The following is a 15,730-nucleotide window of genomic DNA, read 5'->3' as shown; positions in this document are numbered from 1 at the left end:
AACACAGCAGTTAAGCTCTTCCGCGTAGACGATACTTGGACGGTCGCGTCCTGGAAAATTATTTCAATGCCGGCTTATGTAGCTGTTCAGTAAAGATTTTTTTGCTGAACAGTTTTTTTATTATATAATTAATTAAAAATAAATAAATTTCATAAATTAAGGGGAATTTTAAATTGATAAATAAAATTACACATAAAATTCTTGAAGGAAATAAATTGTCAAGGGAAGATGATATTTCTTTTCTTATAAACGGAAGTTTATCGGAACTTTCTAATGGTGCAGATGAAATCAGAAAAAAATTCTGCGGTAATCATATTGATCTCTGCACAATAATCAATGGAAGAAGCGGACGCTGTTCTGAAAACTGCAAATATTGTGCACAGTCGGAACATTACTGTACTAATATTGAAGAATATGAATTTTTAAATGAGGATAAAATTGTTTCTGTATGTAAAAGTGTAGAATCAGATGGAGTTCATCGCTTTTCAGTAGTAACCTCAGGAAGAAGTCTTTCGGACAAGGACTTTACCAGTGCTTTGAAAGCATATAAAAATATGCAAAAGGAATGTAGTAATATAGAACTTTGCGCTTCTCATGGTTTGCTAACAGAAGAACAGTTTAGAGAACTTAAAGCGAGCGGAGTTTTCAGATATCATGCCAATATTGAAACATCTAGAAGATTTTTTCCGCAAATATGTACAACTCATACATATGATGATAAAATTGCATGCATAAAAGCTGCTCAGCGTGCTGGACTAAGTGTTTGTTCTGGAGGTATTATTGGCTTGGGAGAAAATTGGGAAGACAGAATTGATATGGCTTTTTCTTTACAGGAGCTTGGAATTGAATCTATACCAATTAATGTTCTTATACCAATTAAAGGAACTCCTTTGCAAAATCAAAAGCCATTGTCAGAAGACGATATAATCAGAACTATAGTCATTTTCCGTTATATAAATCCTACTGCATATATACGGCTTGCCGGAGGCAGAGCGCTAATGCAGGATAGCGGCAGACATGCATTTCATTCAGGTGCAAATGCAGCTATTACCGGAAATATGCTTACTACTTCGGGAAACAATATAAAACAAGATCTGGAAATGCTCAGTGATGAAGGCTTTGACATTTTAAGGGAAATTAAAATATAAAAAATACAAAGGCAGAGTTTATTCTCTGCCTTACTTGATATAAATGAAGGTGTCTTATGCAAATAAACAGATTATTTGAAATAGTATATATACTTCTTGAAAATAAAATTGTAAAAGCCGGTGAACTTGCAGAGCATTTTGAAGTATCCGTCAGGACTATTTATCGTGATGTGGAAACGCTGTCGCAAGCGGGAATTCCAATTTATATGAGTAAAGGAAAAGGCGGAGGTATATCCTTAATGCCTGATTTTATACTTGACAAAGCAGTACTGACTGAACAAGAAAAAGGTGAAATTTTGTCTTCATTGAAAGCGGTTAGTGCTTTGAGTCTTTCTGAAAGCGGTTCGGCATTGAACAAACTAAACAGTATGCTGGGAAAACAGAATGATGATTGGATAGAAGTTGACTTTTCTTCATGGGGATATTTTGAGAATGATGAAAATTATTTTAGTAAAATAAAGAAAGCAATTGTTGAAAAGCATGTAATAACTTTTATGTATTCAAGCTCAAAAGGTGAAAAAATTTTGCGAACTGTTTTGCCGCTTAAACTTGTTTTTAAAGGTGCGGCATGGTATTTGTACGGCTATTGCAGATTGCGTGAAGATTACAGATTTTTTAAAATCAGAAGAATAAGTGAGCTTTCATTATCGGAAGAAATTTTTGATATGTGTATTACTGAAAGTATACTTGGCAAAAAACATTTTGATGTTAGCAAAAATATAAAAACAAAATTGAAAATATCTTCTGAAATGGCGTTTCGGGTATACGATGAGATAAGTAAATTTAAAATTGATGAAAACGGAGATTTTATATGCGAATTGTTTCTTCCTGATATAAATACAATTTGTACTTATGCAGCGTCTTTCGGAGAATACTGCAAAATTTTGCTGCCTGAGCAGGCAGTAAAGGAAATGAAAAAACGTTTGAAAAAAGCTTTGCAAAATTATATATAATATGACACACAGATGTCATATTAATTGATGTATAATGTGATTATAAATTTAGAAAAGAGGTAATCACTATGAATTATGAAATTGTAAATCTTAATGAGAAAATTATTGCTGGAATTACGGCAAGAACCGGCAACAGCGATCCGGAGTGTCAGAAAATAATAGGCGGTCTATGGCAGGATTTTATGGGTAAAGGCATATGGGATTCCATGAAAAACAAAGCGAATGAATATTGTATCGGTCTTTATTCTGATTATGATTTCAGTAATATGACCTATGAGGTTACAATCGGTGCTGAAGTAACCAAAGCAGATTCAGAGCTTAAGGTCAAGAAGATTCCCGGAGGAAGATTTGCATTGTTTAAGATTAAAGGTGATGTTGTTAAGGATGTTGCAGAAGCTTGGGAGAAAATATGGACAATGCCGTTGGAAAGAAGCTTTACCGGTGATTTTGAAGAGTACATAAGCAATGAAAATGGGATTGCCGAAATAAATATTTATGTTGCGTTAAGATAATCCGGAGCAATAAAATTGAGAATTTTGTAAATATAGTATAAAAGGACGGAGGTTTACCGTCCTTTTTTATTCATATTTTTCTGGATGCTTTGACTTTCTTTTATAATTTTTTCTGTCCGTATCTGCAATACGTGTAACTGGATTTATTCCTAACCAGCTTCGTCTTTTGATTTCGTCAACACGGCGTTTTTCCTTTTTACTTAATTTTTCGTATGGTATAAATTTTTTCATGTTTATTCTTCACCCGCCTTGAAATTATAAATCGGTTTTAAAATGTCGTTGATTTCTGCTGTTTCTTCTATATTGCTTACAATATCTTCAATAGGTTTATATGCCATGGGGCATTCATCAAGTGTTTGTGAGTTGACCGATGTAGTAAAAATACCATTCATCTGTTTTTTGTATTCTGAAACAGTAAATCTTTCTTTTGCCTGCGATCGTGACATAAGGCGTCCTGCACCATGAGGAGCAGAAAAATTCCAGTCACTGTTGCCCTTTCCAGTGCAAAGCAGACTTCCGTCCCTCATATTGATGGGTATCAGCAGACGTTCGCCTTTCTGTGCAGATACTGCTCCTTTACGGAGAATCATATTATCAGTATCAATATAGTTGTGAATGGTAGTAAATTGTTCTTTGATATGAAGTCCCATGCCTTTTATAATTTCATCTGTCATTGCCTTGCGATTCAGTGCAGCAAATTCCTGAACAATTTTCATATCGTGGATATACTGTTCAAAAAGTTCATGTTCAGTATAAGCCAGATGTTTTGGAATATCAGTGCGTTTGGTGTTCACAAGCTTTTTAAGTTCAGATTGAATCTGTTTTTCTTTGCCTTCGGATTTAAGTTTTTTAATAAGAGCGTCTATTTCTTTTTGTGAGCATTTGTTCAGTTTTTTGTATGCCTGTTCCTGATAATATTTTGCCGTTTCAACTCCCAGATGGCGTGAACCGGAATGAATCACAATATATATACTGCCGTCACTGCCTTTGTCAGCTTCAATAAAATGATTCCCTCCGCCGAGAGTGCCTATGCTTAATTCAGCACGAATGGGATTAATATGTTCATAGCAATAAAGCTGAGTAAGGTCTATTTTTTGGCTGTATCTGTGAGCCTTGTCACGAATATTGAATCCTGACGGAATTTTTTCATAGATAAGTTTGTCAAGCTTTTGCAATTCAATGTGTTTTTCTTTAAGAAGTATGGTTTCCATACCGCAGCCTATATCAACGCCTACAAGATTAGGGATCGCCTTACCTGATATAGTCATAGTTGTACCTATAGTACAGCCGGTGCCGGCATGAACGTCCGGCATAATTCGTATATCAGAATTTTTGCTGAAAGGCTGATTGCATAGGGTTATAATCTGGGAAATTGCATCTTCGTCAATATTATCTGTGAAAATCTTTGCAGTATTGTATTTTCCGTTTAAAATAATCATAAATTTCCTTTCCGAATTTGCCGCAAAAAAATGCGCTCTGTTTATACAGAAGCGCATTAAATATTAGTATACAGCTATTTTACTGTACAAAAATATATTGCAGGCAAATTTCATGCTTCTGCTGTAATGTATTAATTTGTTTGAATTTATAAAATATACTTATATACATAAAATTCACCGTCCTTTCTTTAATATGTTTTGTATTATAACATTTGTTTTTTTATTTGTCAAGAAAAAAATGTAAAAATTATGGATAATTTAATTTTTCTATGTTATAATTGGAAATAAGATAAAAATTTGAAAAGACCTGAGTTAAGACTAAAGCAGAAAAAGATGTTAATAATAAAGATAAATATATGAAAGTGAAAAAATATAGGAGGAAGTATGTACGATATTATTATAATCGGAAGCGGACCGGCAGGACTTTCAGCGGCAGTCTATGCCGGCAGGGCACAGCTTAAAGCTGTTGTGGCTGAAAGATTTTATGGTTCGGCAGGACAGATTACCGACAGTGAACAGGTTGATAATTATCTTGGACTTTACGGTGAAAGCGGTTTTGAACTTGGAGAAAAATTTCGCCATCATGCATTGGCTTTTAATACTGAATTTTATGAAGGCGAGGTTGCTTGCATAAGTAAAACGGGAAATGTTTTTAAGGTTGAATTTGCTGATAAAAGTCAATTTGAATCAAAAGCTGTAATTTATGCGGCAGGGACTTCTCGCCGTAAGCTTGAAATAAAAGGAGAATCTGAATTTACCGGTAAGGGTGTATCATATTGTGCGGTATGTGACGGAGCTTTTTATAAAAATAAAACAGCGGCAGTTGTAGGCGGGGGAGATACTGCTTTAGGAGACGCACTTCTGCTTTCCAGGATGGCTGAAAAGGTGTATCTGATTCATCGCAGAAATGAATTTAGAGGAAATGCGATGCTTCAGGAAAAAGTACGGAATACTGAAAATATAGAAATTATTTTAAACGCAGTACCGTCTGAAATTATCGGAGATAATAGAGTAAACGCTATGAAAATTATACGTGAGGGTAAAGAAGAAAAAATATTTACAGACGGTATATTTGTGGCTGTGGGAACAGTACCTAATTCGGGTTTATTGAAAGGTTTTGTAAAGCTTGATAAAAACGGGTATGTAATTGCAGATGAGGACGGTGTTACTTCCGTTTCCGGATTTTTTGCAGCAGGAGACGTCAGAACCAAAAGTGTAAGACAGGTGATTACTGCCGCAGCAGACGGAGCAAGTTGTGTATATTCAGCTGAAAATTATATATTGAAAAATAATATTTGAAAGTCATAAAAAAACAGACATATCATAAAAGCTGATATGTCTGTTATATTTAAAATTGGTCAATATATTTTTGCAGATAAGCTGCAAATTTACTGATATGAATGCCGTTTCCAAATTAAGAAAGATAACTATTTTTCAGTGAAACCAAATCAAAGCAATTAATTTTATTGTCCTCGTATACATTTGCAATTTTTCCTTGTTCGATACTCAGGATTTCCTTTTTTATCAGATATTTTTGCAGCAATACTATATCGGCCACAGTAAAAGAACCGTCCATGTTTATATCGCCGAAAGGATAGGTCTCAGTTGTTTCAGGAACGAGCCATCCGCCGTCGTCTGCAATAAGACAAAGCATTTTTATTGTATCTCCGTAGTATACGTCATCTCCGTAATTTATTACAGTATCACGAACTTCTTCATGCCACTTAGAATTATCCCCGCATGCTGACGCTACAAGGAACGGTGCAGTAAAGCAGAGATCGTTATAATCCTCAATTTGTGTACCGTCAGGCTTATACCCTGCTTTAATTTCCCACGGATCATTGCCGGTATCTTTTATCATAAAAGAATTTATTGCGTTAATAAAAGCAAGAGAGTCTTGGTTTTTATTTACTAAATAATCCATACCGATTCGCCATGGAGTACGGCAGCTGTTGTAATAGTAATATCCATCGTAATCACTTTCAAGGAAATTAGCCGGTGAAGGAATATAATTTCCGGAAGAATCTCTTATAATGAAATCAGGAAGAAGTCCTGTTTTATACTCATCAACAAAAGTATTAATAATTTCGTAGGTTGTATCATATACCTTCATCCAATTTTCATCACCTGTAACCTCGGCAAATACAGGAAAATACTGTACTATAAAATCAGAACTGCGGGTTGCTGAATAATAAGGATCTGATTTATCACATTCGGACACCCAGTCGCCCAAAGCGACAGTCCAGTATTCATGATTTACATCATATTTCATAATATCATTTATAACGGCGACTGCCTCGGAATGATAGTCGATTTCTCCGTCGCTTCCCCAGACAGAATCTGCCAGCAGTAAAGCATAAGCGATATCCATATCGCCGTCAGTAGCAGAATCGCAGAATCCTTCGGTCATGCTGCCTTCATTTGCGCCGTCGATTAATTCAGTACCGTTGTCGCATTGCTGCCACGACATAAGATGAGAACCGATATCACTGGGGTGTGCTTTAAAAAAGCGATACATTCCGTCGAAATAATGTTTTGCCTGTGTGTCATATTCAGCCATACTGACCGTTATCAGCATTCCGTAGCCGTGGGCTTCGGATACAGTAACAGGGACAGAAATGTTGTTTCCGCTGTATTTTTCCTCGCTGTACCAAACATAATACTGTGTTTCGTCAGATACATAAGTATCCTGAACAAGATATTTTTCTTTCCAATTTTCATAAAAAGCTGTCGTTTCTTCTGATAGTACTAATGCTTCTGTAGAGTCAATTTTAGCTGCGGTACATGACATTGTCAATGAAGCTTGTAAAAATACGGGTAATGCTGTAAGGGCGGCTATTTTATGTTTTAATTTCATGTTTATCCTCCAAAATATTTTTTGTATGCGCATGAACAATTAACAAGTTATTACAGTAATTATATCATTTATGATAGTTTATTGCAATACTTATTGTAATATTTTTATAAAACCGTATATTCTCCGGTAGTCAGCAGATACTATATACAATCGCAAAAAGAAAAAAGGAGATTATTATTATGATTGAACAGGATACAATAAAATTATTAAGAGAATGCGATGCGGGCATAAAAATGGGAGTATCTGCAATTGAAGAATCGCTGGATTATGTAAAAAGTGATAAATTAAAAAAATATCTGGAGGACAGTTATAAGGAAAATGATGAAGTAAAACACGAACTTCAAAAGCTGCTTGATGATTATCATGATGACGGTAAAGAACCAAATGCAATGGCCAAAGGAATGTCATGGATCAAAACAAATGTTAAACTATCCGTTAACGAGTCTGATAACGCTGTTGCAGACCTTATAACTGACGGTTGTAATATGGGTATAAAAACATTAAATAAATATTTAAATCAATATGAGGCGGCTGACGAAAAATCTAAAAATCTTGCAAAAAAACTTATAAAGCTTGAAGAAAAGCTCAGAGATAATATCAAGGAATTTTTATAAAAAGAGATTGCTTTAGCAGTCTCTTTTTATAATATTCAAACTTGACTTTTTTGCTGACTGTTATATAATAGTATATGATAAACATATTATTATATTATGGGGGATTTAATTGAGAAAATCTGTTGCGGCAGCTATTGCATTGTGCATGATTATGGCTGTATCATGTCAATCAAAGGATTCAGGAAATAAGGCAGACAGTATTTCACAAACGTCTGTGTCAACGGAAATGAGTGCGGAAAATTTACTTAGCGATTCACAAGCTTCAGATATTTTGTGGCAAATTCTTAATAACAATGAGTTAAAGCTTATGTTTCTGGAAGATGAAGAATATCTGGGAGAAAGTGCATGCAGTATAAAGGCTTATTACGATATGGGCGATTACATTACGACAGAGGGACATTATCTTATTTTAAGAGAAACAGGAAGAGTGTTTAAGCTGGATACTGTCGGAGTTGATTATTATGAAATTACACAAACAGGACAAAATAATCCGTTTCCGGAATATGAATCATATATGCAAAACGGCAGATTTGAAAAAGCACTCAATAATAATCCTATTGACAGGGACTATATAGATACTTATAATGATACGATATATGCGACTGCTGATATTGTAAAACGCGAACAACGATATATTGATTTATGGCAGACTGAAATGGACAATGCACTTGAAATTTTAAAGAATAATTTATCATCAAAAGAATCACTTGATCATTTGCATGAGAATTTGCCAGATGAAGATGCAATTCAAGTACTGAACGAGTCGCAGGAAAGCTGGGAACAATATATGAAAAACAGTATATGTCTGGGAGAGGACATTCATATGGCGTCTGTAGGCTGGGGATCTGAAATTCAGATTTTTTCTGCTTCAAAAATTTTGTATATGACAAGATACAGAGCGTTGGAGCTTGCAGAATACTGTATGCAGCTTACCGGTGAATATAATTTTATGTTTCAAAAATAAAAATTTATGCATATAATGGTTACAGGAGGTGGTATCTTGTCACCATGCGAATTAACGGCTTCAATAACTGCATTTGCAAATATGTTTGCATCAAAGTTTAATAATGATGAGCTTGCGGTTTGGGGTGCAGTTTTTACACAGCTTGGAGATACTCTTGAAACAATTGCGGCACAAAGAGAATTTATTGAAAAATCCTGTAACCGCAAAAATGAAAATAACTGTTAATAGTAATTAAATGAGAGTATTTAAGAGCATATAATTTATTTCGAGGGACTAAGCATCGTTTATTGCCGGTAAGCGACGGGGATTAGATTTAATAAAACAAGTGAAAACAGTCAAAAAAGCTAAAAATTATCGCTTTTTGACTGTTGTATTTTTATGATTTATGTGTTAAAATATAAATAAGCTTGAAGCTTAAATTTTTTACAAATTTTGATGAAGGGAGAAAAATATGTACGACTACGACCTTATATTTTGGGGAGCTGTATTTGCTGTAATGGTTATTGCAGAGCTGGCATCTTTTCAATTGATCTCGATCTGGTTTGCCATCGGCGCTCTTGTTACATTCATAATGGCGTTGTGCGGAGCAGAATTAGGAATTCAGATGCTTGTTTTTACTGTAGTATCAATAGTTCTTCTATTGTTTACCAGGCCTTTATTAAAAAAATTTGCAGTAAAAAAAATTCAGCCTACGAATATAGAGCTTGATGTTGGTAAAACTGCTGTTGTTATTGAAGAAATAAACAATAAAATTGATACCGGACGTGCTAAGCTCAATGGGGTTGACTGGAAAGCAGTTTCGGCAGACGATTCAATAATACCAGAGGGAAGCATAGTAAGAATTGATAATATAAGGGGAACTAAACTTTATGTAACCCTTTATAAGGAAAAAATAAATTTATAATAAACGGAGGAGATTATGGAGTATATTATTTTAGGAGTAGTATTATTTATTATTATTGTTCTTGTAACGAGAATTAAAATTGTACCTCAGGCTCAGGTGTACATAGTTGAAAGACTGGGTACATTTTATGCTGAGTGGTCGACCGGTCCGCATTTTCTTATTCCTTTTCTTGACAGAATTGCAAAAAAGGTTTCTATCAAAGATCAGATAGTTGATTTCAAACCGCAGTCCGTTATTACAAAGGATAATGTTTCAATGCAGATTGATACGGTTGTATTCTTTCAGGTTACTGATGCAAAACAGTATGCTTACGGTGTGGAGCGTCCGTTGTCAGCTATTGAAAATCTTTGCGCAACAACGCTTCGTAACATTATAGGCGATATGGTTCTTGATGAAACACTGACATCACGTGACAGAATCAACAAGCAAATCACCGCTATTCTGGATGAGGCTACAGACCGTTGGGGTATCAAGGTAAGCCGTGTGGAACTGAAAAATATCCTTCCTCCTAGAGAAATTCAGGATTCAATGGAAAAGCAGATGAAGGCTGAACGTGAAAGCCGTGAAAAGATTCTGCTTGCAGAAGGTGAAAAGAAATCTAAGATCCTTGTGGCACAGGGTGAAAAGGAATCTCAGATTCTTCGTGCGGAAGCCGCTAAGGAATCAGAAATTCTAAAAGCACAGGCTGAAAAGGAAGCTATGATTTTACGTGCGGAGGCTGTAAAGGAAAAGAAGAGACTTGAATCTGAAGGCGATGCTGTGGCAATTTCCAAAGTTCAGACCGCTAAGGCGGAAGCTCTTGAAAGACTCAATGAAGCGAAACCTTCTGAAAATGTTTTAAAATATAAAGCACTTGAATATTTTCCGGAAATTGCTAACGGAAGGGCAACCAAAATTATTATTCCGAGCGAAATCCAAGGTATTGCAGGTCTTGCGGCAGGCGTTATGGAAACGGTTACAGATAAAAATATAACGGAAAAATGATTTGTTTAATCTGTACTAAAAAATAAATGTGGTTTTGTATGGAGTGGCATTTGTCACTCCATTTTTGTTTTATTTTATATATTTTTTGTATAAAATGCGAAAATTATTTTGCCCTATTGCAAGACTGTTTTTTATGTTGTATAATATAAATAAAGATAAAATTTATGTTTAAATTGTCAGAAAAAGTCGTAAAATTGTTTTATATGAACTAGATATTTGTTAATTAGTAACAAATTATTTACAATAATATTGGCTTTAATGACAATTTGTTAACTTTTTATATTCGGTTAATATAATTAATTATTTACTGCGCCGAATTTCATATAGAAAATATAAAGAATAAAAGAAAAATGTGTGTGGAGTTGACAAAATGGTATTTTCAAGTTTATTTTTTCTGTACCTGTTCTTGCCTTTATGCGTTATATGCTATGCGGCAACAAAAAAGAATAGGTACAGAAATGCTGTGCTTATTATTTTTTCGCTGATTTTTTATGCGTGGGGAGAACCTTTATGTGTATTTATATTGATTATAAGTGCGGCTTTAAACTATATTCTGGCTTTTGCAATTGATAAGTATCGTGGAAAACTTATGGGAAAGTTAGCGGTATTTTTTGCAGTGTTTTTTGATCTTGCCGTACTTGGAATATTCAAATACAGCGGATTTATTGCTGAAAATTTAAATGCTTTACTTCCGCTGAATCTTCCCGTACCGGATATTAAACTTCCCATAGGAATAAGCTTTTATACTTTTCAGATCATATCTTATGTAATAGACTGCCATTGGGAAAAAGTATCTGTTCAGAAAAGCTTTCCGAAATTTCTCATGTATGTATCATTGTTTCCGCAGCTTGTTGCAGGTCCTATTGTGCGGTACAGTACTATTGAAAGTGAGATAAATAACAGACGTACAACGCTTGACGATCTGTCATCAGGAGTTTCAAGAATAGCTGTGGGACTTGCAAAAAAGGTTATACTCGCAAATAATCTGAGTATTATTGTCGAGGCTTTTTTCGGAAGCGATATTAAAAATCTTTCGGTTACCGGCACATGGTATGCGGTGATGATTTATGCTATGCAAATATATTTTGACTTTTCGGGATATTCAGATATGGCGATTGGTTTGGGACGTATTTTCGGATTCCATTTTGATGAAAACTTCAATTATCCGTTTATCTGTAAAGACGTTTCAGAATTCTGGCAGAGATGGCATATTTCTTTGAGTACGTTTTTCCGTGACTATCTGTTGTATGTTCCGATATTCGGCAAAAGAAGAAAATACGGCGGACTTTTTCTTGTCTGGTTCTGTACGGGACTTTGGCATGGAGCAAGCTGGAATTACATAATCTGGGGTCTTTATTTCGGTATGTTTATTTTTATTGAACAGCTTATCGGAAAAAAGAAAATGAAAAAAATACCTCTTGCTGTTCGTCATATATACAATAAAATAGTAATTATAATTGGTTTTGGGATTTTTTATTTTGAGGATCTTTCAAGACTGGGAGATTTCTTTAAAAATTTGATAGGATTGAATTCTAACAGTTTCATTGATGAATTTACAAAGCTTTCAGTAACAAATAATTTATATCTTATCATTATAGCTGTTATCTGCTGTTTTCCTGTTGCTAAGGTTATACAGAATCTCGCAAAGAAAAATATTGGATTTTCATATACTATTGCCGCTTCTAGGGTTGCAGTAAATATTGCTTTGCTGCTTGTAAGCAGTATTTTACTGGTTGACGCTACAAATAATCCGTTTCTGTATTTCAGATTTTAAGGAGGACAGTATATATGGAAAATAATGATAGAGATTTTAAAATAGATGTTGAAATAAGACGCCAAAAGAAAAAGAAAGTAAAGAAACGATATACACTGAGATTTTTTAAAGTCCTTAATGTAGTCGCTTTTGTAATGACTATTTTTGTAATTGCAGTATGCATGATAATTCTTAAAAGACCTGAAATATCTGAAACGGAAAACAGAACTCTTGCAAAATGGCCGTCCTTTTCTATTTCAAAGTATTTTTCCGGAAAATATACTTCAGGAATTGAAGAATTTTATAATGATACTGTACCCGGAAGGGAATATTTTAAGGATCTGGTTTCTGATATAAGAGCACATTTCGGTATTGCTTCAAGCGAGGTTAAAATTCACGGTTCAATGGTAAAGCAGGACAGTAAACCAAAGGAGACAAAAGCTGAAACAAAAGCTTCAGATTTTGCTGCTTTGAAAACAAGCAATACTGCTGTTACTACCGTAAAAACCACACAGACTGCTGTCACTACTACAAATGATCCTCTTGATGATCCGAATATTGAAGGAGAGATCAGCAATAACATTTTAGTTTATAAAAACAGAGGAATTATGCTGTTCGGCGGAAGCTATTCAAATGGAGAATTGTACGCTCAGTATGTGAACGCTTTCAAGGAAGACCTCGGAGACGATGTAAATGTTTATTCAATGGTTTGTCCGACGCCCGTTTCGTACTATCTTCCGAAGAAATATTCAGATATGACCGGAAGTGAAGAGGATAATATAAATAATATTAATGATTATTTAAACGGCGTTGAACCGATCGACGCTTACGGTGCATTAATGGAGCATAAAGACGAGGATATTTTCCAGAGAACCGATCATCATTGGTCACAGCTGGGGGCTTTTTATGCAGCACAGGAATTTGCCGAAGCTGCCGGAGTGCCTTTTGCAAAGCTTCAGTCCTATGAAAAAGTTACAAAGTCGGGATATGTAGGTACTCTTTACGGTTATACCGGAGATAACGATCTTAAAAATAATCCGGAGGATTTTGTTTACTACAAGCCTTCAAATGATTATACTACTACTTATTACAGTACTGATTTGTCAGAGGAATGGGAAGGCAATTTGCTTATTAATCTTGATAATGTAGATCCGGTCAGTTGGTATCTTGTGTTTATGGGGACGGATCAGGCAGTAACTCATGTCAGCACTGACGTTAATAACGGCAGAAAGCTTGCTATAATAAAGGACAGTTACGGTAATGCGCTTGTTCCATGTCTGACAGGCTCATTTGAAGATATTTATGTTATTGATATGCGATATTTTGATGTGAATGCAGTAAGCTATCTTAAGGAGTGCGGAGTAACTGATTTATTGTTTGCTATGAATACTTTTAGCGCAACAGGCAGTAATTTTGAATGTATAGAACAAATAAGAACACAATGAGAATAAGTTAAAGGAACGGAGATAAGAATGAAAGAGTTGTCATATCCTTTTGACAGTGCGTATCTTTTAAAGAACAGAAGGAAAATCAAACGTCAGCTTGCAGATGATGGTACAGTACGGATAAGAAAGAAGATAGCAGTATTGGGCGGTTCGACTACAAATGATATAGTTTCCATGCTGGAGATTTTTTTACTGGAACAAGGAATAGAGTGTGAATTTTATCAGTCGGAATATGCTAAGTACTGGGAAGATATAATGTTTGCTAATGAAGAACTTCTGCAATTCAAACCTGATTTGATATATATTCATACGACAGCAAGAAATATTACAGAATATGATCTTGATATGAAGGCGTCAAGAGCCGAATGCGGCAATGCGCTTAACAGACAGTTTGAGCATTTTAAATCTATGTGGGAGCGTATTGAGGAGATATATAGCTGTCCGATAATTCAGAATAATTTTGAAATGCCGATTTACAGAATACTTGGAAATCGTGATGCTTGGGATTATCACGGACAGGTAAATTTCATAAGCCGTCTGAACATTATGTTTTATGACTATGCTTTAAATCATGAAAATTTTTATGTAAACGATATAAATTATCTTTCTGCATGCTGCGGACTGGACAAATGGTCTGAGCCTTCGTACTGGTACATGTATAAATACGCAGTGAATCCGCAGTTTATACCGGATCTTGCATTTAATATATCAAATATAATAAAATCCATTTTCGGAAAAAATAAAAAAGCTCTTGCTTTGGACCTTGACAATACGCTTTGGGGCGGCGTCATCGGCGACGATGGTGTTGACGGTTTAGAAATCGGTCATGAAACGGCTGCTGCGGAAGCGTTTTATGCGTTCCAGAAATATGTAAAGGAACAGCAGAAGATCGGTGTACTGCTTGGAGTATGCTCGAAAAATGATTATGAAAATGCTGTTACCGGTCTAAATCATCCTGACGGGGTTTTAAAACCCGATGATTTTATAAGTATTAAAGCTAACTGGGAACCAAAGGATTCAAATATCGCAGTTATGGCTGAAGAAATCGGGATACTTCCGGAAAGTATAGTATTTGCAGATGATAATCCGGCTGAAAGGGAAATTGTATCAGGACAGCTGAATGTTCAGTCGCCGTCTCTTGAAAACCCTGAAAATTATATTAAAATTATTGACAGAAGCGGATTCTTTGAGGTAACGTCTTTTTCAGATGATGATATAAACAGAAATGCTATGTATAAGGCAAATGCACAGAGAGTCAAAGTAAGCAAAAAATTTGAGAATTATGACGATTACCTTTTAAGTCTGGAAATGACAGCGGAAATTGAAGAATTTAAAGCCATTGATTTGCAGAGAATAACTCAGCTTACCAATAAAAGCAATCAGTTTAATCTAACCACAAAGCGTTATACTCAAAACGAAATTGAAAAAATCTCCTCAGACGGTAATTACATAACGCTATGCGGACGTCTAAAGGATAAATTCGGTGATAACGGTATTGTATCAGTGGTAATCGGCAGAAAGGAAAACGATGCTTTACATATTGATTTGTGGCTTATGAGCTGCCGTGTATTAAAGCGTAATATGGAATATGCAATGCTTGATTGCTTAGTGTCAGAGGCAAAACTTCAGGGTATCAGAAAAATATACGGTTATTATCTGAAAACAAAGAAAAACAGTATGGTTAAAAGTTTATTTTCAGATTTTGGATTTGAGAAAATAAGTGAAGATATTGAAGAAAATACTGTTTGGGAAATGGATATAAAAAATTATATTCCTAAAAATAAATTGATAACAGTAAAACAGACGCAAAAAGTGTAAAGGAGAAAACTATGAACAGAACAGAATTAAAGGAAAGACTTAACGAAGTGTTCAGAGATGTATTTGATGACAGCAGAATTATTGTAAATGAGAATACTACGTCTGACGATATTGAGGACTGGGACAGCCTGGAGCATATCAATTTGATAGGCGCTGTTGAACAGGAATTTAAAATGCGTTTTAAAATGAAAGAAGTTTCATCAATGAAAAATGTCGGGGAAATGATGTCCATTATTGAGGAAAGAGGAAAATAAACTTATAAGATATTAAACCGTGATCATGAAAATTCAATTGTCAATTTCGGTCGTTTATTCATATAATGCTTTGAAAGGGGTGTGA

At 34.9% G+C, this 15,730-nt stretch carries 16 protein-coding genes; 13 read left to right on the top strand and 3 right to left on the bottom strand.

Annotated elements, in window-relative coordinates:
* The first annotated feature begins 176 nt into the window (after positions 1-176).
* The 3 genes from bioB (at position 177) to OCV67_RS10265 (ending at position 2,613) form a co-directional block, all read left to right on the top strand.
* Positions 177-1,148 (top strand): biotin synthase BioB, encoded by a 972-nt coding sequence (gene bioB / locus OCV67_RS10275; RefSeq protein ID WP_147643898.1) that lies wholly within the window; start codon positions 177-179, stop codon positions 1,146-1,148.
* A gap of 56 nt (positions 1,149-1,204) precedes the next feature.
* Positions 1,205-2,101 carry a helix-turn-helix transcriptional regulator gene (locus tag OCV67_RS10270; RefSeq protein ID WP_147643887.1) on the top strand — a complete coding sequence of 299 codons (897 nt, stop codon included), beginning with the start codon at positions 1,205-1,207 and terminating at the stop codon, positions 2,099-2,101.
* A 68-nt stretch (positions 2,102-2,169) separates the two neighbouring features.
* Positions 2,170-2,613: a GyrI-like domain-containing protein gene (locus OCV67_RS10265; RefSeq protein ID WP_147643886.1), complete on the top strand. Its 444-nt coding sequence runs from the start codon at positions 2,170-2,172 to the stop codon at positions 2,611-2,613.
* A 66-nt stretch (positions 2,614-2,679) separates the two neighbouring features.
* Here the strand turns inward: OCV67_RS10265 and OCV67_RS10260 are convergent, their stop codons facing one another.
* Together OCV67_RS10260 and OCV67_RS10255 are read right to left on the bottom strand one after the other, a co-directional pair.
* On the bottom strand, positions 2,680-2,844 hold the full coding sequence (locus OCV67_RS10260; RefSeq protein WP_178085095.1) for a hypothetical protein: 165 nt from the start codon (positions 2,842-2,844) through the stop codon (positions 2,680-2,682).
* A 2-nt stretch (positions 2,845-2,846) separates the two neighbouring features.
* On the bottom strand, positions 2,847-4,052 hold the full coding sequence (locus tag OCV67_RS10255; protein WP_147643885.1) for an RtcB family protein: 1,206 nt from the start codon (positions 4,050-4,052) through the stop codon (positions 2,847-2,849).
* A gap of 384 nt (positions 4,053-4,436) precedes the next feature.
* On the opposite strand from OCV67_RS10255, the gene OCV67_RS10250 reads away from it, so the two are divergent.
* The gene (locus tag OCV67_RS10250) at positions 4,437-5,351 is read left to right on the top strand and encodes an NAD(P)/FAD-dependent oxidoreductase (protein ID WP_147643884.1); all 915 of its coding nucleotides are present in this window, start codon (positions 4,437-4,439) and stop codon (positions 5,349-5,351) included.
* Positions 5,352-5,466: 115 nt separating this feature from the next.
* On the opposite strand, the gene OCV67_RS10245 is transcribed toward OCV67_RS10250, so the two are convergent.
* Positions 5,467-6,909 (bottom strand): glycosyl hydrolase family 8, encoded by a 1,443-nt coding sequence (locus OCV67_RS10245; RefSeq protein WP_178085094.1) that lies wholly within the window; start codon positions 6,907-6,909, stop codon positions 5,467-5,469.
* 179 nt (positions 6,910-7,088) lie between these two features.
* Here OCV67_RS10245 and OCV67_RS10240 point away from each other — a divergent pair, with 179 nt between their 5' ends.
* From OCV67_RS10240 to OCV67_RS10200, 9 genes are all read left to right on the top strand, one after another.
* Complete coding sequence (locus OCV67_RS10240; protein ID WP_147643882.1) at positions 7,089-7,523, top strand: hypothetical protein; 435 nt, start codon at positions 7,089-7,091, stop codon at positions 7,521-7,523.
* 109 nt (positions 7,524-7,632) lie between these two features.
* Entirely contained in the window at positions 7,633-8,487 is an 855-nt protein-coding gene (locus OCV67_RS10235) for a lysozyme inhibitor LprI family protein (protein ID WP_147643881.1), read from the top strand.
* A gap of 36 nt (positions 8,488-8,523) precedes the next feature.
* Positions 8,524-8,712, top strand: coding sequence for a DUF6774 domain-containing protein (locus OCV67_RS10230; protein WP_178085093.1), 189 nt, complete (start codon positions 8,524-8,526; stop codon positions 8,710-8,712).
* Between the two features lie 226 nt (positions 8,713-8,938).
* On the top strand, positions 8,939-9,391 hold the full coding sequence (locus tag OCV67_RS10225) for an NfeD family protein (protein ID WP_147643880.1): 453 nt from the start codon (positions 8,939-8,941) through the stop codon (positions 9,389-9,391).
* A 15-nt stretch (positions 9,392-9,406) separates the two neighbouring features.
* Positions 9,407-10,375, top strand: a complete 969-nt coding sequence (locus tag OCV67_RS10220) for an SPFH domain-containing protein (protein ID WP_147643879.1) — start codon at positions 9,407-9,409, stop codon at positions 10,373-10,375.
* A 370-nt stretch (positions 10,376-10,745) separates the two neighbouring features.
* Positions 10,746-12,149 (top strand): MBOAT family O-acyltransferase, encoded by a 1,404-nt coding sequence (locus OCV67_RS10215; protein WP_147643878.1) that lies wholly within the window; start codon positions 10,746-10,748, stop codon positions 12,147-12,149.
* Positions 12,150-12,163: 14 nt separating this feature from the next.
* Positions 12,164-13,573 carry a DHHW family protein gene (locus OCV67_RS10210; protein ID WP_147643877.1) on the top strand — a complete coding sequence of 470 codons (1,410 nt, stop codon included), beginning with the start codon at positions 12,164-12,166 and terminating at the stop codon, positions 13,571-13,573.
* Positions 13,574-13,600: 27 nt separating this feature from the next.
* The gene (locus tag OCV67_RS10205) at positions 13,601-15,391 is read left to right on the top strand and encodes an HAD-IIIC family phosphatase (RefSeq protein WP_147643876.1); all 1,791 of its coding nucleotides are present in this window, start codon (positions 13,601-13,603) and stop codon (positions 15,389-15,391) included.
* Between the two features lie 11 nt (positions 15,392-15,402).
* Positions 15,403-15,645 (top strand): acyl carrier protein, encoded by a 243-nt coding sequence (locus OCV67_RS10200; protein WP_147643875.1) that lies wholly within the window; start codon positions 15,403-15,405, stop codon positions 15,643-15,645.
* Positions 15,646-15,730: the final 85 nt, after the last annotated feature.

The sequence above is a fragment of the Porcipelethomonas ammoniilytica genome (assembly GCF_025567485.1).
Classification (GTDB): Bacteria; Bacillota; Clostridia; order Oscillospirales; family Ruminococcaceae; genus Porcipelethomonas; species Porcipelethomonas ammoniilytica.
Note: the sequence above shows the minus strand (reverse complement) of the source record. Positions and strands in the feature narration are given on the sequence as shown.